The 20,210-nt window shown below is 66.3% G+C and carries 17 protein-coding genes; 14 read left to right on the forward strand and 3 right to left on the reverse strand.

Annotated elements, in window-relative coordinates:
* The first annotated feature begins 8 nt into the window (after window positions 1-8).
* The 6 genes from CSQ99_RS17310 to CSQ99_RS17335 all read left to right on the forward strand — a co-directional run bounded on the left by CSQ99_RS17310 (window position 9) and on the right by CSQ99_RS17335 (window position 6,130).
* Window positions 9-932 carry a choline/ethanolamine kinase family protein gene (locus CSQ99_RS17310; RefSeq protein ID WP_099040238.1) on the forward strand — a complete coding sequence of 308 codons (924 nt, stop codon included), beginning with the start codon at window positions 9-11 and terminating at the stop codon, window positions 930-932.
* Window positions 932-3,388: a GcvT family protein gene (locus tag CSQ99_RS17315; protein WP_099040239.1), complete on the forward strand. Its 2,457-nt coding sequence runs from the start codon at window positions 932-934 to the stop codon at window positions 3,386-3,388. The genes CSQ99_RS17310 and CSQ99_RS17315 overlap by 1 nt, the downstream gene beginning before the upstream one ends.
* 185 nt (window positions 3,389-3,573) lie before the next feature.
* The gene (locus tag CSQ99_RS17320; protein ID WP_425437832.1) at window positions 3,574-4,275 is read left to right on the forward strand and encodes an energy-coupling factor ABC transporter permease; all 702 of its coding nucleotides are present in this window, start codon (window positions 3,574-3,576) and stop codon (window positions 4,273-4,275) included.
* The gene (locus CSQ99_RS17325; protein ID WP_099040240.1) at window positions 4,272-4,622 is read left to right on the forward strand and encodes a PDGLE domain-containing protein; all 351 of its coding nucleotides are present in this window, start codon (window positions 4,272-4,274) and stop codon (window positions 4,620-4,622) included. Before CSQ99_RS17320 ends, CSQ99_RS17325 begins: the two co-directional genes overlap by 4 nt.
* A 3-nt stretch (window positions 4,623-4,625) precedes the next feature.
* The gene (gene cbiQ, locus CSQ99_RS17330; protein ID WP_099040241.1) at window positions 4,626-5,399 is read left to right on the forward strand and encodes a cobalt ECF transporter T component CbiQ; all 774 of its coding nucleotides are present in this window, start codon (window positions 4,626-4,628) and stop codon (window positions 5,397-5,399) included.
* On the forward strand, window positions 5,384-6,130 hold the full coding sequence (locus tag CSQ99_RS17335) for an energy-coupling factor ABC transporter ATP-binding protein (RefSeq protein WP_099040242.1): 747 nt from the start codon (window positions 5,384-5,386) through the stop codon (window positions 6,128-6,130). Before cbiQ ends, CSQ99_RS17335 begins: the two co-directional genes overlap by 16 nt.
* 37 nt (window positions 6,131-6,167) lie before the next feature.
* Here the strand turns inward: CSQ99_RS17335 and CSQ99_RS17340 are convergent, their stop codons facing one another.
* The 3 genes from CSQ99_RS17340 to CSQ99_RS17350 are packed head-to-tail and all read right to left on the reverse strand — an operon-like array spanning window position 6,168 to window position 9,435.
* Window positions 6,168-6,992 carry a siderophore-interacting protein gene (locus CSQ99_RS17340; protein ID WP_141562692.1) on the reverse strand — a complete coding sequence of 275 codons (825 nt, stop codon included), beginning with the start codon at window positions 6,990-6,992 and terminating at the stop codon, window positions 6,168-6,170.
* Window positions 6,989-8,404 (reverse strand): mycothione reductase, encoded by a 1,416-nt coding sequence (gene mtr / locus CSQ99_RS17345; RefSeq protein WP_099040244.1) that lies wholly within the window; start codon window positions 8,402-8,404, stop codon window positions 6,989-6,991. The genes CSQ99_RS17340 and mtr overlap by 4 nt, the downstream gene beginning before the upstream one ends.
* Window positions 8,401-9,435, reverse strand: coding sequence for an alpha/beta hydrolase (locus CSQ99_RS17350; protein WP_099040245.1), 1,035 nt, complete (start codon window positions 9,433-9,435; stop codon window positions 8,401-8,403). Before CSQ99_RS17350 ends, mtr begins: the two co-directional genes overlap by 4 nt.
* A 165-nt stretch (window positions 9,436-9,600) precedes the next feature.
* Between CSQ99_RS17350 and CSQ99_RS17355 the strand changes: the two genes are divergently transcribed.
* From CSQ99_RS17355 to CSQ99_RS17390, 8 genes are all read left to right on the forward strand, one after another.
* The gene (locus tag CSQ99_RS17355; protein ID WP_099040246.1) at window positions 9,601-10,047 is read left to right on the forward strand and encodes a GNAT family N-acetyltransferase; all 447 of its coding nucleotides are present in this window, start codon (window positions 9,601-9,603) and stop codon (window positions 10,045-10,047) included.
* Window positions 10,044-11,873 (forward strand): magnesium chelatase subunit D family protein, encoded by a 1,830-nt coding sequence (locus CSQ99_RS17360; protein ID WP_099040247.1) that lies wholly within the window; start codon window positions 10,044-10,046, stop codon window positions 11,871-11,873. Before CSQ99_RS17355 ends, CSQ99_RS17360 begins: the two co-directional genes overlap by 4 nt.
* 36 nt (window positions 11,874-11,909) lie before the next feature.
* A complete protein-coding gene (gene cobO / locus CSQ99_RS17365; RefSeq protein ID WP_099040248.1) occupies window positions 11,910-12,524 on the forward strand; it encodes a cob(I)yrinic acid a,c-diamide adenosyltransferase in 615 nt (204 codons plus the stop codon).
* A gap of 94 nt (window positions 12,525-12,618) precedes the next feature.
* Window positions 12,619-14,004: a cobyrinic acid a,c-diamide synthase CobB gene (locus CSQ99_RS17370; RefSeq protein ID WP_099040249.1), complete on the forward strand. Its 1,386-nt coding sequence runs from the start codon at window positions 12,619-12,621 to the stop codon at window positions 14,002-14,004.
* Between the two features lie 9 nt (window positions 14,005-14,013).
* Window positions 14,014-15,222 carry a uroporphyrinogen-III C-methyltransferase gene (gene cobA, locus CSQ99_RS17375; RefSeq protein ID WP_099040250.1) on the forward strand — a complete coding sequence of 403 codons (1,209 nt, stop codon included), beginning with the start codon at window positions 14,014-14,016 and terminating at the stop codon, window positions 15,220-15,222.
* Between the two features lie 33 nt (window positions 15,223-15,255).
* Complete coding sequence (locus CSQ99_RS17380) at window positions 15,256-16,836, forward strand: MFS transporter (RefSeq protein ID WP_099040251.1); 1,581 nt, start codon at window positions 15,256-15,258, stop codon at window positions 16,834-16,836.
* Window positions 16,837-16,913: 77 nt separating this feature from the next.
* Window positions 16,914-18,416 carry an MFS transporter gene (locus CSQ99_RS17385; protein ID WP_099040252.1) on the forward strand — a complete coding sequence of 501 codons (1,503 nt, stop codon included), beginning with the start codon at window positions 16,914-16,916 and terminating at the stop codon, window positions 18,414-18,416.
* A gap of 27 nt (window positions 18,417-18,443) precedes the next feature.
* On the forward strand, window positions 18,444-20,186 hold the full coding sequence (locus CSQ99_RS17390; protein WP_099040253.1) for a proline--tRNA ligase: 1,743 nt from the start codon (window positions 18,444-18,446) through the stop codon (window positions 20,184-20,186).
* Window positions 20,187-20,210 lie beyond the last annotated feature (24 nt).

Here is a 20,210-nt window from a genome sequence, read left to right on the forward strand (position 1 = left end):
AGCAACGCATGCCGCTGACGCTGACCGACGAACAACTCAACGAGATGTTCGACAAGATTCCGACGTTGGCCGGACTGCCCCGGCGCCTCGAAGACCTGTCCGGGGGGCTGACGAACCGTAACGTCAAGATCACCACACCCGACGCGATATACGTGGCGCGGTGCACCGACACGTCGTCGAAGATGTTGGGCATCGACCGCGACCGCGAGTGTCACAACACCAGGGCTGCCGAGCAGGCAGGCGTCGGCGCGCCCGTGATCGACTATCGTCCGGACCTCGGCATTCTGCTACTGGGATATCTCGAGGGAAAGACCCTGTCCAACGACGACTTTCAACGGCCGGGTGTGATCGCCAAGGCGGCAGCCGCGGTGCGGAAACTGCACGACGGACCTCGGTTCGCAGGTCATTTCGACATGTTCGAGCGCCAGCGGGCGTATCTGAAGACGGTTTTGGACAAGGGGTTTCGGATCCCCGACGGTTATCACGATCATGCCGACACCTTCGACGCGATCGCCAGCGTGCTGACGAAGACCGATGAGGGCACCGTGCCGTGCAACAACGATCTGCTGGCCGGCAACTTCATCGAGGACGGCGAACGGATCTGGCTGATCGACTACGAATACTCCGGCAACAACGATCCTTGTTTCGAGCTGGGGAACACGTGGGCCGAGTGCGAGCTGTCCACCGACCAACTCGACGAGTTCGTCGCCGCGTACTACGGACGGCGTCTGCGCAACAAGACCGCGCGGGCGCAGCTGCAGGGCATCGTCGGCAAGTACGGCTGGACACTATGGGGCTGTATACAGAATGGTTCGAGCGCAATCGATTTCGACTTCTGGGGATGGGCGATGGAACGGTATGAGGGTGCGGTGGCCGAGTTCAAGGGACCGAACCTGGCTCGGCTGCTCGACGACGTGCAGGCTGTCGACTGATGGCGGGCGAGCTTGGTAGCCGCGCGCATGTCGTCGTCATCGGTGGCGGTGTCATCGGCACGAGCGTTGCCTACCATCTGACCAAACTCGGCTTCACCGATGTCGTGCTGCTCGAGCAGGGGCAATTGTCGAGCGGCACGACGTGGCACGCCGCCGGGTTGGTGGGGCAGCTGCGTGCTTCGGAGAGCGCAACGCGACTGGTGCAGTACTCGACTCAGCTCTATGCAGAGCTCGAAAGCGAGACTGGGCTGTCGGCAGGTTACAAGCAGTGCGGGGGAGTGACGGTCGCGCGTACCGAGGACCGGATGATCCAGCTGCGCCGTACCGCCGCCAGCGCCGAGGCCTTCAACATGGAGTGCGAACTGCTGAGCCCCGAAGAGGCACTCGAGCACTTTCCGGTGATGCGCGTCGACGACCTCGTCGGTGCGATCTGGTTGCCGGGTGACGGAAAGGCCAACCCGACCGACCTGACCTTCGCGTTGGCCAAGGGTGCGCGGATGCGCGGTGCGCGGATCCATGAGAAGACCAGGGTGCGTGACGTACTCAGTGCCGACGGCCGGGTAACGGGCGTGCGCACGGATGCCGGCGACATCGAGGCCGAGATCGTCGTCAACTGTGCCGGCCAGTGGGCGAAACAGATCGGTGCGATGGCCGGCGTCAACGTTCCGCTGCACTCGGCCGAGCACTTCTACGTCGTCTCCGACGGCATCGAAGGTGTGCATCCGGACCTGCCGATCCTGCGTGATCCCGACGGCTACACATATTTCAAAGAAGAGGTCGGGGGGTTGGTGATCGGAGGCTTCGAGCCGGAGGCGAAGCCATGGGTCTCACCGGATCAGATCCCGCACCCGTTCGAGTTCCAGCTCCTGGACGAGGACTGGGAGCACTTCGAAGTACTGATGAACAGTGCGCTACTGCGGATTCCCGCGCTCGAGGTGACGGGTATCAAGAAGTTCTACAACGGTCCAGAGAGCTTCACGCCCGACAACCAGTTCATCCTCGGCGAGGCGCCCGAGATGGAGAACTTCTACGTCGGAGCGGGTTTCAACTCTGTCGGCATCGCCACCGCGGGTGGCGCCGGCCGTGCGCTCGCGGAGTGGATCGTCAACGGCGCGCCCACCGGCGATCTGACGGGGGTTGATATCCGGCGGTTCGCTCCGTTCAACGGCAACACCAGGTGGCTGCACGACCGCGTCGCGGAAGTCCTCGGGTTGCACTACGAGATTCCGTGGCCGAACAGGGAGATGACGACTGCGCGACCTTTCCGACGCTCGCCGGTGCACCACCTGATCGAGGCTGCGAACGCCAACTTCGGTAGCAGGATGGGGTGGGAGCGCGCCAACTTCTTCGCCCCCGCCGGTCTCGCGCCGACCATCGAATACACCTGGGGTAAGCCGAATTGGCTGCCGTGGTCGGCGGCCGAACAGTCCAACACGCGGAACAACGTCACGGTCTTCGACCAGACGTCGTTCTCGAAGTACATCCTGGCCGGCGCGGACGCAGAGTCGGCGCTGCAGTGGCTGTGCACCGCCGACGTCGGTGTGCCGGTCGGCCGTTCGGTATACACGGGCATGCTCAACCAACGGGGCACCTACGAGTCGGACGTGACGGTCACCCGCACCGGCGCCGAGGAGTTCCTGATCGTCAGCAGCGCCGCAACGACCGAACGCGACAAAGACCACATCCGCGCGAATCTGCCGCCGGACGCCGACGCCGCACTGGTCGACGTGACGTCGGCGTATGCCGTATTCGGTGTGATGGGCCCCAACTCCCGAAATCTGCTCGCCAGCCTGTCCTCTGCCGATCTCTCCGATGAGGCCTTCGAGTTCGGCGCCAGTCGGCAGATCCCGCTCGGATATGCCACGGTGCGCGCCACGCGCATCACCTACGTCGGCGAATTGGGTTGGGAACTCTATGTTCCCGCTGAATTCGCGGTCGGGGTCTATCAGGACCTGATGTCGGCGGGCGCACAGTTCGGTATCGGTCGCGGCGGCTACTACGCCATCGAGTCGTTGCGACTGGAGAAGGGTTACCGCGCATTCGGCCGGGAACTGACTCCCAGCGAGAATCCCGTTGAGGCCGGTCTGCTGTTCGCGTGCAAGCTCAAGACCGACATCGCGTTCTTGGGTCGCGAAGCCGTCGAGAACGCCAAGGCCGAGGGGCCACGCCGCAGGCTGGTCGGATTCAAGGTCGACGATGCCGACGCGATGCTGTGGGGCGGCGAATTGATACGGCGCGATGGCGTCGTGGCGGGGCAGGTCACGTCGGCGGCGTGGGGTGAGACGACCGGTGCGTGCGTCGGGTTGGCCTACGTGCGTAGATCCGACGGCGGTGTCGTCGACGCCGATTGGGTGAAGGGCGGGAGCTACCAGGTCAACGTCGGCGGCCGGTTGTACCCGATTTCGGCGTCACTGCGACCGCTGTACGACCCGGCGAACGAGCGAATCCGCCCGTAAAGCTCGATGAGCTGAGGAAGGCTGTCGGAGTTCCTCACCAGCTGGAACCAGGGAGGCGAGCAGTGCGCGACATGGGAGGCCGAGTATCTCTTGATCACCGCCACCAAGCGTTAGGGCGCCTGGCGTTCACACATGAACACATGTTCAGCTAGACAGGTGTTCGGTGTGGGTTCTAGGCTCGCCTTGTGGTTGTGAACTCGGTCGCCATGCATATGAGCGACGGCATCGTCAATGCGCCGACCTCGGTGATCTTCGGTCTCATCGCCGTCGCTGCCATCGGGCTGTGCGCGGTGAAAGCGCGGAGCGAGCTTGACGAACGCGCGGTGCCGCTCGCCGGCCTCGTTGCGGCGTTCATCTTCGCGGTTCAGATGGTCAACTTCCCGATCCTGCCGGGGGTCAGCGGCCACTTGCTCGGCGGCGCACTCGCGGCGATCCTCGTCGGCCCGTACACCGGCGCGCTGTGCATCGCGATCGTGCTGATCGTGCAGTCGCTGTTGTTCGCCGACGGCGGGATCACCGCGTTGGGCACCAACATCACCAACATGGCCGTCGTCGGCGTCGCTGCGGGGTACGCCACAGCTGTCGCCCTCTACGCGATTGCTCGGCGTCGCACGCCCGTCCTGCCGGTGCCCGCACTCGGTGTCATCTCGTTCATCGCCGCGCTGATCGGAACGGTTTGTGCGGCAATGGCATTTGTCGTCGAATACGCCATCGGCGGCGCCGGCGTCACATCGCTTCCAACGGTGGCGGGCTACATGTTCGGCACCCACGTGCTGATCGGCATCGGGGAGGGGTTGATCACTGCCGTCACGGTGATGGCGGTGGCACGATCGCGACCCGACCTGGTCTATCTGATGCGCGGCGCCCGGGTGGAGGTGCCGGCGTGAAGCGATGGTCGTTCTGGATTGCGTTCGCCGCCGCCACCCTGCTGATCGCCGGGTTCGTCTCCTACTTCGCCAGCGCCAGCCCAGATGGGCTGGACTCCGCGACGCTGCAGGGGTGCCAGGTCATCGAAACCGCTGACGGTGAACAGCTCACCGGCGACTGCATCGCACAACACGCCTCAGAGCACGCCATGTCCACGTCGCCGCTGGCCGACTACGCGGTCGGCGGGCAGGACGGCACCGGCGGGATCGCGGGCATCGTCGGTGTCCTTGTGACCGTCGCCGTGGCGGGCGCGGCGTTCTGGCTGATCGCCAGAAGCCGGCGATCCGCGGACGACAAGCAGACCTGACGCATGGGCGCGGGCGCGCATCCGCTCTACCGTCACGACGAGTCGGCCGTACATCGGACGCCCGCCGAGGTCAAGATCGTCTGTCTTTTGGTGTTCGTCCTCGCGGTGGTCGCGACCCCGCGAGAGATGTTCTGGCCGTTCGCGATCTACGCTGCGATCGTCCTCGTGACATGGCGGCTAGCACGGATCCCCCTGCGGTGGGTTTTACCTCGCATGCTGATCGAGGCGCCCTTTCTGATACTCGCTGTCCTGCTGCCGTTCGCCGAGGGTGGGCAGCGCATCGACGTCGCGGGACTACAGCTTTCGGTGACCGGGCTGTGGGCGGCCTGGGGCATCGTCATCAAGGGCACGCTCGGTGTCGCTGCCGCGCTGACACTCGCCGCCACCACATCCGCGACCGAGCTTCCCGCGGCGCTGAGCCGGCTCGCTGTGCCCGCCGTGGTGACGTCGGTCCTCGTACTGATGATCCGCTATATCGACCTGCTGGCGGCCGAGGTGAGCCGCATGCGAATGGCCAGGATCGCACGAGGTGACTCACCGCGGGCCCTGCATCAGGCCCGCGCGATCGCGACCGGCATCGGCGCGTTGTTCCTGCGCTCCTACGAGCGTGGCGAACGGGTGTATGCGGCGATGTTGTCGCGCGGATTCGACGGCAGGGCTCCGGATCTCGCGGTGATCGGGGCCCCGCCGAGGGCCGCCACGACCCAGTGGGTGGTGGCGATGCTGCCAGCCGCTGCAGCGGTCGCGGTGTCGGTGGCGGCGTGGGTGACGCTGTGACCGCGATCCGTATCGATCGGCTACGGCACGTGTACCCGGACGGGCATGTGGCGCTCGACGGGATCGACCTCGAGGTGGCAGCGGGTGAGCGGGTCGCGGTACTCGGACCTAACGGGGCGGGCAAGACCACCTTGATGCTGCACCTCAACGGTGTCCTGACGGCGACCACCGGTTCGATACAGATCAGCGGAATTCCGCTGGACCGAAAGAGTCTTCACGACATCCGCAGGCGCGTCGGGCTGGTGTTCCAGGACCCCGACGATCAGCTGTTCATGCCCACCGTCGCTCAGGACGTCGCGTTCGGGCCTGCGAATTTCGGGCTGCGCGGTGAGGAGCTCGCCGCCCGCGTGGCGAACGCACTTGCGGTGGTGTCGCTGACCGACGACGCCGAGCGCAGTCCCACCCACCTGTCCGCGGGTCAACGGCGAAGGGCCGCACTGGCAACCGTGCTTGCCTGCCAGCCCGACATCCTGGTGCTCGACGAGCCGTCGGCCAACCTGGACCCCGTCGCACGCCGCGAACTCGCCGAAACGCTGGCGGGACTCGACGCGACCATGTTGATCGTCACCCATGATCTCCCGTACGCGGCGCAGCTGTGCGATCGCGCAGTGGTCATGGACGGCGGTGTCATCGTCGCCGACGGCCCGATCACCGACATTCTGTCCGACTCGGAATTGCTGGCCGCACACCGCCTCGAGTTGCCGTGGGGCTTTTCGGTGCGGGGTCGGTGACACCGATTGCGGCTGGGGTCACGCGCTGGGTTTCTGCTCACAGCCCCAGACGCTCTAGCGCATCGTCGAACTCCTCGAGTGCGACCTTCTCACTCTTGCCCTCTGCGATGGCCTTCTGGTAGATCGCGTACATCCGCGGGCCGTGGGGCACGAAGCGATCCGACCACTTATCGGCATCGCGTCGCCAATAGCCGATGACATCGGTTTGATCTGTCGTCCAACCCTGCTCGCGGCGAAGGAACTTGCGAACCGTGCGCGCCCCGGAGGCTTCACCGGCAAACCAACAATAGCCATCGTCGGTGGACGAACAGTGCTGCGCGACCAATTGCGGCAGAACACTGTCGGTAACACCGTTTCCGGTTCCGATCGAGGGGATGAGCCGTAGGTCGCGCTGCTTCGGCAGGTAATCGAGATCGTCTTCGTGGCGCACTTCCACGATCGCGGTGGTGTCACCGTGCGCACTGTTTTCGATCAGCCGCGAAATCGCAGGCAGGCCCGCGAGATCGGCGACCAGGACGTGACGGTCGGCATGGGGCGGCGGCCGAAACCAGGACTTGGCGTGGGCGAGCTCCACGCCGTCGCCAGGCGCAGCGCCGGTTGCCCACCGTGTCCCGGCCGCGTCGCCATGCAGGACGACGTCGACGGTGATTCGCGCTGTCGTCGAATCATGTTCGCGCACGGTGTAAGTCCGCGCCGTTGGGGCGGGATCGTCGGGTGAGCCGAAATAGATTCCGAGCGCGGCGTCTCCGATCCGGGGCAGCTGGAGGTGATCCAGACCGGGCGCATGGATGATCACCCGTTGCATGTGCCGGCCCAGCGGCACCGATTCGACCACCGAGCCGGTAACGACCGGGGCGGTCAATGCCTTTTGGAGGGGGGCCAGGCCGGTTCGCCGCAGAGCGCCAACAGCGCGTTCTCGATGACCTCGGGCAACGCGGGGTGGATCCAGTATTGGCCGCGCGCCATGTCCTGTGCCGGTAGGTCGAACGCCATCGCCTGAATCAGCGGCTGAATCAGTGACGACGCCTGGTGTCCCATGATGTGCGCGCCGAGAATCAGGCCGCTGTCGTCGTCGACGATGATCTTCGCGATGCCCGTCGTGTCCTCCATCGCCCAGCCGTACGCGACGTCGCCGAAGTCCTGGATCTTGACCCTGATGTTGAGATTCTTTGCGCGCGCTTCGTTCTCGGTGAGTCCGATGCTCGCGATCTGCGGGTCGGTGAAGACCGCCGACGGCACATGCCGATGGTCGGACGGCACGAGTGCGTCGGTGTCGTCCCAATCCTGCAGGAGGTTGTGCTTCACCCGGCGGGCCTCGTGGTTGGCCACATGCTTGAGCTGAAAATCCGACGACACGTCACCCAACGCGAAGATGCCGCGTGCGGTCGTGCGCTGAAACTCGTCGACCACCACCTGACCGTTTGCGTTCACCTTCACGCCTGCGTTCTCTGCGTCGAGCAGATCACCGTTGGCCACGCGGCCGGTGGCGACCAGCAGCATGTCGCCGCGCACCTTCGAGCCGTCCTGGCAGGTGATCTCGACGCAGTCGCCGACCTGCCGCGCGTCGGCCAGCTCGTGATGGTTACGGATCTCCCACTTCTTGGACGCGATGTCGGTGAAACGCATCGAGATGTCGTCGTCGTGACCGCGAAGTAGGGTGCTGCCCCTGATCATCAGCGTCACGTGGCTGCCGAGTGCCGAGAAGACGTGTGCGAACTCGCACGCAATGAAGCCGCCCCCGACGATGATCAAGCGCTCCGGCACGTCGGCGATGCGCATGATGGTGTCGCTCGTGTGATACGGCACCCCGCACGCGGTGACGGCGTCGGGCACCACAGCCCGCGAGCCCGCGGCGATCACCACCTGGTCAGCGGTGAACTCATCGCCGTCGTCTGTCCGCAACGCATACCTGCCATCGGATTTCGTCGGCGCGAACCGCGTGTGGCTCGAGAACACCTGGACGTTCGGCGACGCGCGTCGGTAATTCTCGCCTCCCATTGCGATCGGGTCGATTCGGCCGAACACCCGCGACACGACATCCGGCCACCGCACACCGTCGATGTGTGCGTCCACGCCGTATTGCGCTGATTCCCTGGCACTTTGGGCGACTTCGGCCGCGTAGACGAACATCTTCGTGGGTATGCAGCCGACATTGAGGCAGGTGCCGCCGAACACCCCTTGTTCGCAGATCGCCACCCGTTTGTCTGCGTAGCGCTCATCGATGATGGAATTGCCCGAGCCGGTACCGATGATCGCGATATCGAAGTGATTCATCTCGCCGCTCCTCGTTCGGGTTGTGTTGTCGAGTCGGCGGTTTCGACGCTGCCGTTGGCGACGTTGCTGTCCAGCCAGCGGTCCAATTCAGCGTAGGCCGCCTGGCGCGCTTCCGGAACCGACAGGAACACGTCGTGCTTGGCGTCGGTGACCGGTACGACGGTGGTCCTGTTGCCGATGCATCCGGCCCAACGGGCGATCTGGTTGACATCCAGCACCGCATCCCCGCGTTGGATGATGTCGGGGTCTGCTACCTCGCGCACGCTGCGATCGGAGCGCAGGATCAGGTTGGGCACCCCGACGTCGAGCCCACGGTGAAGTTTGGCGTGTCCGCGGCGGATCGCGTGGATCCAGCCGAACGTGACGGGAAATCCGCCGATCGGCTTCCACCTGAGGTCGTAGTCGAATTCGCCCGCGTAGTCGCGATGCAGCGTCGAGCCATAACCGCCCTCGGCCACCGGCGGGCGCACCACGGTCAACTTGCGCATCCGCGACAGCGCCGCGATCGCCGCGCCGGTCGGCGCGGCGCGCAGGAACGCCGGGCCCTGCAGATCGAGCCAGGGACTGTTGAGCAGCAGGCCGCTGACCCGTTTGCGCCCCGTCAGACCGAGGCCCCGCAGCCGGTCCAGCCACAGGGACACGATGAGACCGCCGGCCGAGTGCCCGTACACGAGCACGTCGGCAGACGATTCGGCGTTGATGAGGTCCAGCGCGCGGATCAGCTCACGGTCGTATCGGGCCAGGTCGGTGGTGAAGTGCGGAGTCTGCCCTTCTCGCCACGATCGTCCGCATTTGTGTAGATCGAGCGCGTAGAACGCGTAGCCGCGGCTGGCGAAGTGATCGGCGAGTTCAGTATGGAAGAAGTAGTCGGTGAAACCGTGTACTGCCAGCACCGCGTGGGTAGCCGACGGGTCGGCCTCGCCGCGGCGCACCAGCGTGGCGACGAGCTGCCCTTCCCCGTCGGGATCAGGTCCCAATTCAACCGTCTGCTGCCGGTAACCGGCCAGCACATCTGGCTCCCACTCGGTCACACAGCCACCTTAGTCGCGGCTCTCGGACTACCTGGGCCGACGTGGGCAGATGACGGCGGGATAACCTGAAATTCGCCAAGTCGAAAGAAACCGACCACGGAGGATGATCTTTCGGGTGTCTGACCCGCAGGTAACTAAGAGCCCCGCCGGGCCGGTGAGCGCCCGATGACGGTTGCGCTACGCCGAAGTTGGGCCAAGGACCTCGACGCCGCCACGCTTTACGAACTGCTCAAACTGCGCGTCGAGGTTTTCGTCGTCGAGCAGGCCACTCCATACCCCGAACTGGACGGACGGGATCTGCTCACCGAAACCCGTCATTTCTGGCTCGAGGGACCCGACGGTGAAGTCATCTGCACTCTGCGGCTGATGGAAGAACATCCGGGTGGCCACAAGGGCTTTCGCATCGGCCGGGTCTGCACCAAACGCGCAGCACGCGGCCAGGGGCACACCTCTCGGCTGTTGCAGGCCGCACTCGCCGAGGTCGGTGACTATCCGTGCCATATCAATGCACAGACCTATCTCGAGGAGATGTACGCCCACCACGGGTTCGTCCGTGACGGGGCGGAGTTTCTCGACGACGGCATTCCGCACGTCCCGATGATCAAATCATGACGACGTACCCCTTCTGCGCGATCGTCGGCCACGAGCGCCTGCGCCTGGCGCTGCTGCTGTGCGCGGTGCGTCCCGAGATCGGTGGCGTGCTGATCCGCGGCGAGAAGGGCACGGCGAAGTCGACTGCTGTGCGGGGCCTCGCCAAGGTGCTGGCCGCGGTGGACGGCGCCGCGCTGGTCGAGTTGCCGATCGGTGCGACCGAGGACCGCGTCGTCGGTTCACTGGATCTGCAGAAGGTGCTGCGTGACGGCGATCACGCGTTCTCGCCGGGCCTGCTGGCCCGCGCGCACGGCGGCGTGCTTTATGTCGACGAGGTCAACCTGCTGCACGACCACTTGGTCGACGTGCTTCTCGATGCCGCCGCGATGGGTCGGGTGCACGTGGAGCGAGACGGCATTTCGCACAGCCACGATGCGCGTTTCATGCTCGTTGGCACGATGAATCCCGAAGAGGGCGAACTGCGTCCACAGTTGCTCGACCGGTTCGGGTTGACCGTTGACGTGCACGCCTCGCGCGATGTCGACATACGCGTGGAGGTCGTCCGGCAGCGCATGGCGTTCGAAGCCGACCCGGCCGGATTCGCCGAACGCTACGCCGATGACGACGCCGAACTGGTCGGCCGCATTGCCGCCGCGCGCGACCGGGTGAGCTCGGTGAGCTTGCCCGACAGCGAGTTACGGCGTATCGCCGCCCTCTGCGCGTCCTTCGACGTCGACGGAATGCGTGCCGATCTGGTGATCGCCCGGACAGCGGTGGCCCACGCCGCGTGGCGCGGGGCCGACACGGTCGCCGAGGAAGACGTCCGGGTGGCGGCCGAGCTGGCGTTGCCGCACCGGCGTCGCCGCGACCCGTTCGATGATCCCGGCATTGATCCCGGACAGCTCGACGATGCGATGCAGCAGGCGGGGGAGTCCGCCGATCAGGAGTCCGATCCCGACCCGGACCCGCCTGGCGGCGGTGAATCACCGTCGAATGAGGTGTCTGACCATCCTGTGCCGCAGCGGAATTCGAGCTCAGCTACACGGCCCAGCGCGCCGCCGTCGGCGGTGTTCCAGACCCGTGCACTCGTAGTTCCCGGCGTTGGAGAGGGAGCGCCGGGACGCAGATCCCGCGCGCGCAACCGGACCGGGACCGTCGTCTCGTCGACCACGCTCGCAACCGAGGGCCATGGGCTACACGTATTCGGGACCCTGCTGGCTGCCGTCGGAAACCAGCGGGTGCCGGGTCGACCGCGGCCCACACCCGACGATGTGCGCCACGCCGTTCGCGAAGGCCGCGAAGGCAATCTGGTGATCTTCGTGGTCGACGCGTCGGGGTCGATGGCCGCACGCGACCGGATGTCGGCTGTAGGTGGGGCTGCGTTGTCGTTGTTGCGCGACGCGTACCAGCGGCGCGACAAGGTCGCGGTGATCACGTTCCGCCAGGCCGAAGCCAGGTTGTTGCTGCCGCCGACGTCGTCGGTGTACATCGCGAGTCGCCGGCTGGCCCGCTTCGACACGGGAGGCAAAACTCCGCTGGCCCAAGGCCTGCTGGCCGCGCGGGACGTGGTAATCCGGGAGAAGGCGCGGGACCGGGCACGACGCAGTCTGGTGGTGGTGCTCACCGACGGTCGCGCCACCGGCGGGCCGGACCCGTTGGGGCGCGCTCGGGAGGCGGCGGCCCGGCTGGTGGCGGAGGGCGCGGCCGCCGTGGTGGTGGACTGCGAGACTTCTTATGTGCGACTGGGTTTGGCGGAGCAGCTGGCCGGCCATCTGGGTGCGCCCACGGTGCATCTGGCGCAGCTGCGTGCCGAGAACCTCACCGACGTGGTGCGCACCGCCGCCTGAGATTTTGGGCCCACACGAAGTAGGGGAGAGTCGCGCATGCCACAGGGTCAACCGGCCACCGTCCCGGACGACGGGCTGACCACACGCGTTCGCCGCAACGCTCCACTGCTCGCGGTGCACACCGGCGCGGGCAAGGGTAAATCGACCGCCGCGTTCGGCATGGCGCTGCGGGCGTGGAACCAGGGCTTTTCGGTCGCGGTGTTCCAATTCGTCAAGAGCGCGAAGTGGAAGGTCGGCGAAGAGGCCGCATTCGGCCAGCTGGGCAGGTTGCACGACGAGCACGGCGTCGGCGGCCCCGTCGAGTGGCACAAGATGGGTGCGGGCTGGTCGTGGTCGCGTAAGCACGGCGACGAGGACGATCATGCCGCCGCGGCGGCCGACGGCTGGGCGGAGATCACCCGTCGGCTGGCCGACGAACGCCACGACTTCTACGTCCTCGACGAGTTCACCTATCCCCTGAAGTGGGGGTGGGTCGACGTCGATGAGGTGATCGCGGTGCTGACCGCGCGGCCGGGCACGCAGCACGTGGTCATCACGGGCCGCGACGCTCCGCAGGCACTTCTCGACGCCGCCGACCTCGTCACCGAGATGACGAAGGTCAAACACCCGATGGACGCCGGTCGCAAGGGCCAAAAGGGCATCGAGTGGTGACGCTCAACCGCCGTGAGGGCCCACACGTGAGTAGGGGACGACCGCAAAATGCCAACATTTGCGGCGTGTCGGCGTACAAACACGGTCGCTCGACATGAGCGGATCGACACCGGCCGTGGTCATCGCCGCCCCCGCGTCGGGCGGCGGCAAGACCACCGTGGCAACGGGTTTGATGGGTGCTCTGCGGCAAACGGGCCGTACCGTGGCACCGTTCAAGGTAGGACCGGACTTCATCGACCCTGGGTATCACGCGCTGGCCGCGCAGCAGCCGGGCCGCAATCTCGACCCGGTGCTCGTCGGTGAAGAGCTGATCGGCCCGCTGTACCGGCATGGCAGCGCGGCGGCCGATATCGCGGTCATCGAAGGTGTGATGGGACTTTTCGACGGCCGGATCGCGGAGGGCTTCACGGGCACTGCCGAAGGGTCTACTGCGCACGTGGCCGCCCTGCTCGGTGCGCCGGTGATTCTGGTGGTCGACGCACGCGGTCAGAGCCACAGCGCCGCGGCTCTGCTGCACGGCTTCTCGACATTCGACCCGAAGATCCGGGTTGCCGGCGTCATCCTCAACCGCGTCGGCTCGCCGCGCCACGAGGAGGTGCTGCGCCAGGCGTGCGAGCACGCTGGGCTGCCGGTGTTCGGTGCCATTCCGCGAGTCGACGAGTTGTCCGTTCCATCAAGACATCTCGGCCTGATCACCGCCGTCGAACACGGCAATGCGGCCCGTGCCGCGGTGGAGGCGATGACCGGACGGGTTGCCCGCCATGTCGACCTGGCGGCGATCGCCGAGATCGCGGCCAGCCAGGTTGCCGACGCGCCATGGGATCCGGCCGCGGCCGCCCCGGTAACGGGCGCCGTGTCGGTGGCACTCGCGGCGGGGAAGGCGTTCAGTTTCGGGTACGCAGAACACCGCGAACTCCTGCGCGGCGCTGGCGCAGAGGTCATGGAATTCGACCCGCTGACCGACCCGCTGCCGTCGCAGGCCACCGCACTTGTACTGCCCGGCGGGTTCCCGGAAGAGTTCGGTACCGAATTGTCGGGCAATGAAGTTGTGCGGCAGCAGATCAAGAGGCTTGCCGCATCCGGTGCACCTGTGCACGCCGAATGCGCCGGCCTGGCCTATCTGGTCGACGACCTCGACGGCCATCCGATGTGCGGAGTGTTGTCCGGTTCGGCACGTTTCACCGATCGCCTGACCCTGGGCTACCGCAATGCCGTCGCGGTGGCCGAATCGTCGCTGTACGCCATCGGCGACCGCACCGTCGGTCACGAGTTCCACCGCAGCACAGTGCGATTCCACGAAGATTATCCTCCGGCGTGGGCGTACAGCGGCCGCCCCGGCGGGCCGACCACCGACGGTGCGGTGAAAACCGGGGTCCACGCGAGCTACCTACACACCCATCCGGCCGCGCACCCGGACGCCATCACCCGCTTCGTGGCCGCGGCCCAGGCGCGCTTCTACTCCAGCCGCCGCAACCTCTAAGCTCGCCGGGTGAGCGAGAACGCCTACCTCGTCGGCCTGCGCCTCGATGGCAGGAAGGTCGTCGTCGTCGGTGGCGGCACCGTGGCGCAGCGACGGCTACCGCTGCTGGTGGCCAATGGTGCCGATGTGCACGTCATTGCCCGCAGTGTCACCCCTGCGGTGGAGGCCTTGAGTCAGCAGGAGCATGGAATCTCCTTGCAAATACGAGAGTTTCGGGATGGCGATCTGGAAGGCGCCTGGTACGCGATCGCGGCCACCGACGATCCGGCTGTCAACGCCGCCATCGTCGCCGAGGCTGAGCAGCACCGGATCTTCTGCGTGCGCGCCGACGTGGCGCGCGAAGGGACCGCGGTCACCCCTGCATCCTTCGAGTACGAGGGCTTGTCCGTCGGCGTGCTTGCCGGTGGAGAGCACCGGCGGTCAGCGGCGATCCGGTCGGCGATCCACGAGGCCCTGCAGCAGGGGCTCATCGCTGCCGAGACCCCCGGCGTACTCCCCGGCGGGGTGGCGCTGGTCGGCGGCGGGCCCGGCGACCCTGAACTGATCACCGTGCGAGGTAGGCGCATGCTGGCCCACGCCGACGTCGTCGTCGCCGACCGGCTGGCGCCGCAGGAGCTGCTGGCCGAACTCGCGCCGCACGTCGAGGTGATCGATGCCGCGAAGATTCCATACGGGCGCGCGATGGCCCAGGACGCGATCAACGCGGTGCTGATCGACCGGGCCAAGGCGGGCAAGTTCGTCGTCCGGCTCAAGGGTGGCGACCCGTTCGTGTTCGCGCGGGGTTATGAAGAGGTGATCGCGTGCGCGGACGCTGGGATTCCTGTCACAGTTGTGCCGGGTGTGACAAGTGCCATAGCGGTTCCCGCGCTAGCCGGCGTTCCGGTCACTCACCGAGGGATCACGCACGAGTTTGTGGTGGTCAGCGGCCATGTTGCGCCTGATCATCCCGAATCGTTAGTTAATTGGAATGCGCTGGCCGCGATGTCGGGCACGATCGTGTTGCTGATGGCCGTCGAGCGCATCGAGCAATTCGCCAAGGTACTGCTGGAGGGCGGTCGACCTGCGGATACGCCGGTTCTGGTCGTTCAGCACGGCACCACCGCGTCGCAGCGGACCCTGCGAGCGACCCTCGCGGACGCCCCTGACCGCATTAGGGAAGACGGCGTTCGGCCGCCCGCGATCATCGTGATCGGCCCGGTGGCGGCCTTCGCCAGTTAAAGGATTCTTAAGATTACTGTAAGGTAACCCGCTATGACGGCTCTCAATGACGCAGAGCGGGCAGCGATGTTCCGCGACGCCGAAGGCGGGGCAAACCGATCGTTACCTTTGAACGTGGGATACCCCGGCAAGGAGCGAACCGGCAGGTACCCGGCTTGGCTGCCGTCGCGGCGGTTCTTCGCCGCGGTGATCGCAATCGGCGGTATGCAGTTGCTCGCCACCATGGACAGCACTGTCGCGATCGTCGCGCTTCCTAAGATTCAGGACGAACTGAGCCTCTCCGACGCAGGTCGCAGTTGGGTCATCACCGCCTACGTTCTGACGTTCGGCGGACTGATGCTGCTCGGTGGACGCCTCGGCGACATCATCGGGCGCAAGCGCACCTTCATCGTCGGCGTCGCGCTGTTCACCATCGCCTCGGTCCTGTGCGGCCTCGCGTGGAATGAGGCGACCCTGGTCACGGCCCGGCTGCTGCAGGGCGTCGGCGCGGCGATCGCGTCACCGACCGCTCTCGCGCTGATCGCGACCACGTTCCCGAAGGGGCCGGCGCGTAATGCCGCGACCGCGATATTCGCGGCGATGACGGGCATCGGATCGGTCATGGGTCTGATCGTCGGCGGTGCGCTGACCGAGGTGTCGTGGCGCTGGGCGTTCCTGATCAACGTCCCGATCGGGCTGCTGATGATCCACCTGGCCCGCAAGACCCTTCGTGAGACCCACCGCGAGCGGCTGAAGCTCGACGCCGCCGGTGCCATCCTGGCCACCCTGGGGTGTACCGCAGCGGTGTTCGCGTTCTCGATGGGGCCCGAACAGGGCTGGGTGTCGCCGGTGACGATCGGTTCGGGGCTGGCCGCGTGCACGTTCCTGCTGGCCTTCGTCTACGTCGAGCGTTCCGCCGAGAACCCCGTGGTGCCGTTGGACTTGTTCAAGGACCGCAACCGGGTCGCGACGTTCGCGGCGGTGTTCATGGCGGGCGGCGTGATGTTCACGTTGACCGTGCTGATCGGGTTGTACGTCCAGGACATCATGGGCTACAGCGCATTACGCGCCGGCATAGGCTTCATTCCGTTCGTGATCGCACTGGGCATCGGGCTGGGCGTGTCGTCTGCGCTGGTGTCGAAGTTCCCGCCGCGCGTCCTGGTGATCGCAGGCGGTGTGCTGGTGCTCGCCGCGATGATCTATGGCTCCACGCTGGACGCGAACATCCCGTACTTCCCGAACTTGGTCCTTCCGATCACCGTCGGCGGATTCGGCATCGGCATGATCGTCGTCCCACTGACCGTGTCCGCCATCGCCGGGGTGGGATTCGATCAGATCGGCCCGGTCTCGGCGATCGCGCTCATGCTGCAGAGCCTCGGCGGGCCGGTCGTTCTGGCCGTGATCCAGGCGGTCATCACGTCGCGCACGCTGTACTTGGGCGGCATCACCGGGCCGGTCAAGGACATGAACGCTGCCCAATTGCACGCGCTGGATCAGGGCTATTCCTACGGCCTGCTGTGGGTGGCCGCGGTCGCGGTGATCGTCGGCGTCGCTGCGCTGTTCATCGGCTACACGGCCGCGCAGGTAGCGCACGCGCAGGAAGTCAAGGAAGCGATCGACCAGGGCGAGCTCTAGCTCGCGACTTCGGCGCGCACACGCCCGCTGGGCGTCTATAGGCGCGCCGAATCCGTGCCTCGGTAGGCTGGCAAGCCATGTCTGCGGTGGGCGGTTCCTCAGGGTCGGACCGGGCCACCAAACCGCTGTCCTCATCGGTGTTGGGCCCGGCGATCATCGCGATCACCGGTATGCAGCTCATGTCGACCCTCGACGGCACCATCGTCATCGTCGCGCTGCCGCGTATGCAGGCCGACCTCGGCCTCTCCGACCCCGGTAAGAGCTGGGTGATCACCGCCTACGTGCTCGCCTTCGGGGGGCTGCTGCTGCTCGGTGGACGCATCGGCGACGCCATCGGCCACAAGCGTGCGTTCCTGTCCGGTGTCGGCGTGTTCACGATCGCGTCGTTGGTGTGCGGGCTGGCCACCGACGGCGTCACGCTGATCATCGCGCGGGCGGTACAGGGCACGGGTGCGGCGATCGCCGCGCCGACGGGCCTGGCGCTCATCGCGACGACGTACGCGGTCGGGCAGGCACGAAACCGCGCCATGGCCGTGTCGGCGGCGATGCAGGGCATCGGATCGGTCCTGGGGTTGGTGCTCGGCGGCGCCTTGACCGTTATCTCGTGGCGGCTGGCGTTCCTGATCAACATCCCGATCGGGATCGTGATCATCATCGTCGCCGTCCTGAAGATCAACGAGACGCATCACGAACGGTTGAAGCTCGACGTCACCGGCGCCATCCTGGCCACTCTGGGTTGCACCTCGGCGGTGTTGGTGTTCACGCAGGGCCCGCCGCGAGGCTGGGTCGACCCGTGGGTGATCGGCGCCGGTATCGCGTCGGCAGGCTTCTTCCTCGCGTTCCTGATCGTCGAGCGCACCGCCGACCACCCGATCGTTCCCTTCTCGGTGTTCGACAATCGGAACCGGGTGATGACCTTCATCTCCCTGTTCCTGGCCGGTGGCGTCATGTTGACGCTCAGCGTGATGGTCGGCCTGCTCGTCCAGGATGTGCTCGGCTATTCGCCCGTGCGCGCGGGTGTGAGTTTCATCCCGTTTGCAATCGCGTTCGGCATCGGCAGCATCGTGGCGGCCAAGCTCGCGCCTCATGTCGCGCCGCGCTGGCTGATCCTCGGCGGCGGGTTGTTCGTGCTCGCCGCCATGCTCTACGGCTCGACACTGGACCGCGACGTCCCGTACCTTCCGGACCTGTTCGGGCTCGTCGTCGTCGGTGGCTTCGGCATCGGCGCGATCGCGGTGATCCTGCCGCTGTGTGCGATCGCCGGGGTGGGACCGAAGGAGATCGGCCCGGTGTCGTCGATCACGCTGATGGTGCAGAACCTCGGCGGTCCGGTGGTGCTGGTCGTGATTCAGGCCGTGCAGACCTCCCGCACGCTCTATCTGGGTGGTACGACGGGTCCGGTCAAGGACATGACACCCGCTCAACTCGACGCATTGGGCTTCGGCTACACCTACTCGTTGCTCTGGGTGGCGGGGGTCGCGGTGATCGTCGGCGTCACTGCGTTCTGGATCGGGTTCTCGGCGCGCCAGATCGCGGCAGCGCAACACACTCGCGAGGCCGTGGAGGCGGGCGAGCTTTAGCGGAGCCGGTCAGTAAGGTTGTCGGCTGTGATCACCCGCATGTCCGAGCTGTTCCTGCGCACGCTGCGTGACGATCCCGCCGACGCCGAGGTGGCAAGCCACAAGCTGCTGGTCCGGGCCGGCTACATCCGGCCGATCGGGCCCGGGCTGTACAGCTGGCTGCCACTGGGCCTTCGGGTGCTGCGCAAGATCGAGGCCGTCGTCCGCGGCGAGATGAACGCCATCGGTGGTCAGGAGATCCTGTTCCCCGCACTGTTGCCCAAGGCGCCCTATGAGGTCACGAACCGATGGACCGAGTACGGCGACGGCGTCTTCCGACTGCAGGACCGCAGGCGCAACGATTACATGCTGGGGCCGACGCACGAAGAGTTCTTCACGATGGCGGTCAAGGGGGAGTACAGCAGCTACAAGGATTTCCCGCTGCTGTTGTTCCAAATCCAGACGAAGTACCGCGACGAGGCGCGTCCACGGGCGGGCATCCTGCGCGGTCGCGAGTTCATCATGAAGGACTCCTACTCCTTCGACGTCGACGACGACGGTTTGCGCGCGCAGTATCAGGCGCACCGCGGGGCCTACCAACGCATCTTCGACGCGCTGGGCGTCGAGTACGTGATCGTCTCGGCCGTGTCCGGGGCGATGGGTGGCAGCGCCTCCGAGGAGTTCCTGGCCGAAAGCGACATCGGTGAGGACACGTTCGTGCGCTGCGAAGAATCCGGCTATGCCGCCAACGTCGAGGCCGTCACGACGGCGGTCCCGGAATCGCTGCCGATCGACGGCCAGCCCGCGGCCAAGGTGTACGACACCCCTGACACTCCGACGATCGCCACGCTCGTCGCGTGGGCCAACACGGTGCTGGACCGTGAGGTGACCGCCGCCGACACGCTCAAGAACGTGATGCTGAAGACGCGGCTGCCCGGCGGCGAGTGGGAGCTGCTTGCCGTCGGCGTGCCGGGCGACCGCGAGGTCGACGACAAACGGCTGGGTGCCGCGTTGGAACCGGCCGAGTACGCGCTGCTCGACGACGCCGACTTCGCCAAGCACCCGTTCCTGGCCAAGGGCTATATCGGCCCGAAAGCGTTGCTGGCCAACAAGATTCGATTTTTGGTCGATCCGAGGGTGGTGGACGGCACGTCGTGGATCACCGGCGCCGACGAGACGGGCAAGCATGTGGTCGGCCTGGTCGCCGGACGTGACTTCGTCGCCGACGGCACCATCGAGGCCGCCGATGTCCGCGACGGCGATCCGTCACCCGACGGTGCGGGGGCGCTGGTTTCGGCACGGGGCATCGAGATCGGGCACATTTTCCAGTTGGGCCGCAAGTACGCCGATGCTTTCGAGGCCGATGTGCTCGGCGAGAACGGCAAGCCGGTGCGGCTGACCATGGGGTCCTACGGCATCGGGGTGTCGCGACTGGTCGCGGTGATCGCCGAGCAGCACCACGACGAGTTGGGGTTACGCTGGCCGTCGTCGGTATCGCCGTTCGACCTCCATGTCGTGATCGCCAACAAGGACGACGCCGCCCGCACCGGCGCGGAGGCGTTGGCAGCCGAATTGGACGCGCGAGGTCTCGAGTTGCTCCTCGATGACCGGAAAGCATCACCCGGAATCAAGTTCAAGGACGCCGAGTTGCTCGGAGTGCCGTGGGTCGTCGTGGTCGGTCGCGGCTGGGCCGATGGCGTCGTCGAGTTGCGCAACCGGTTCACCGGCGAAACCCGGGAGGTTCCAGTCGAGAACGCGGCCGCCGACATCGCGACGGCGTTGAGTTCCTAGCTCGCGGGAGCGTGGGCCCACACC

The sequence above is a fragment of the Mycobacterium neglectum genome, assembly GCF_002591975.1.
In the GTDB taxonomy this organism is placed as follows: Bacteria; Actinomycetota; Actinomycetes; order Mycobacteriales; family Mycobacteriaceae; genus Mycobacterium; species Mycobacterium neglectum.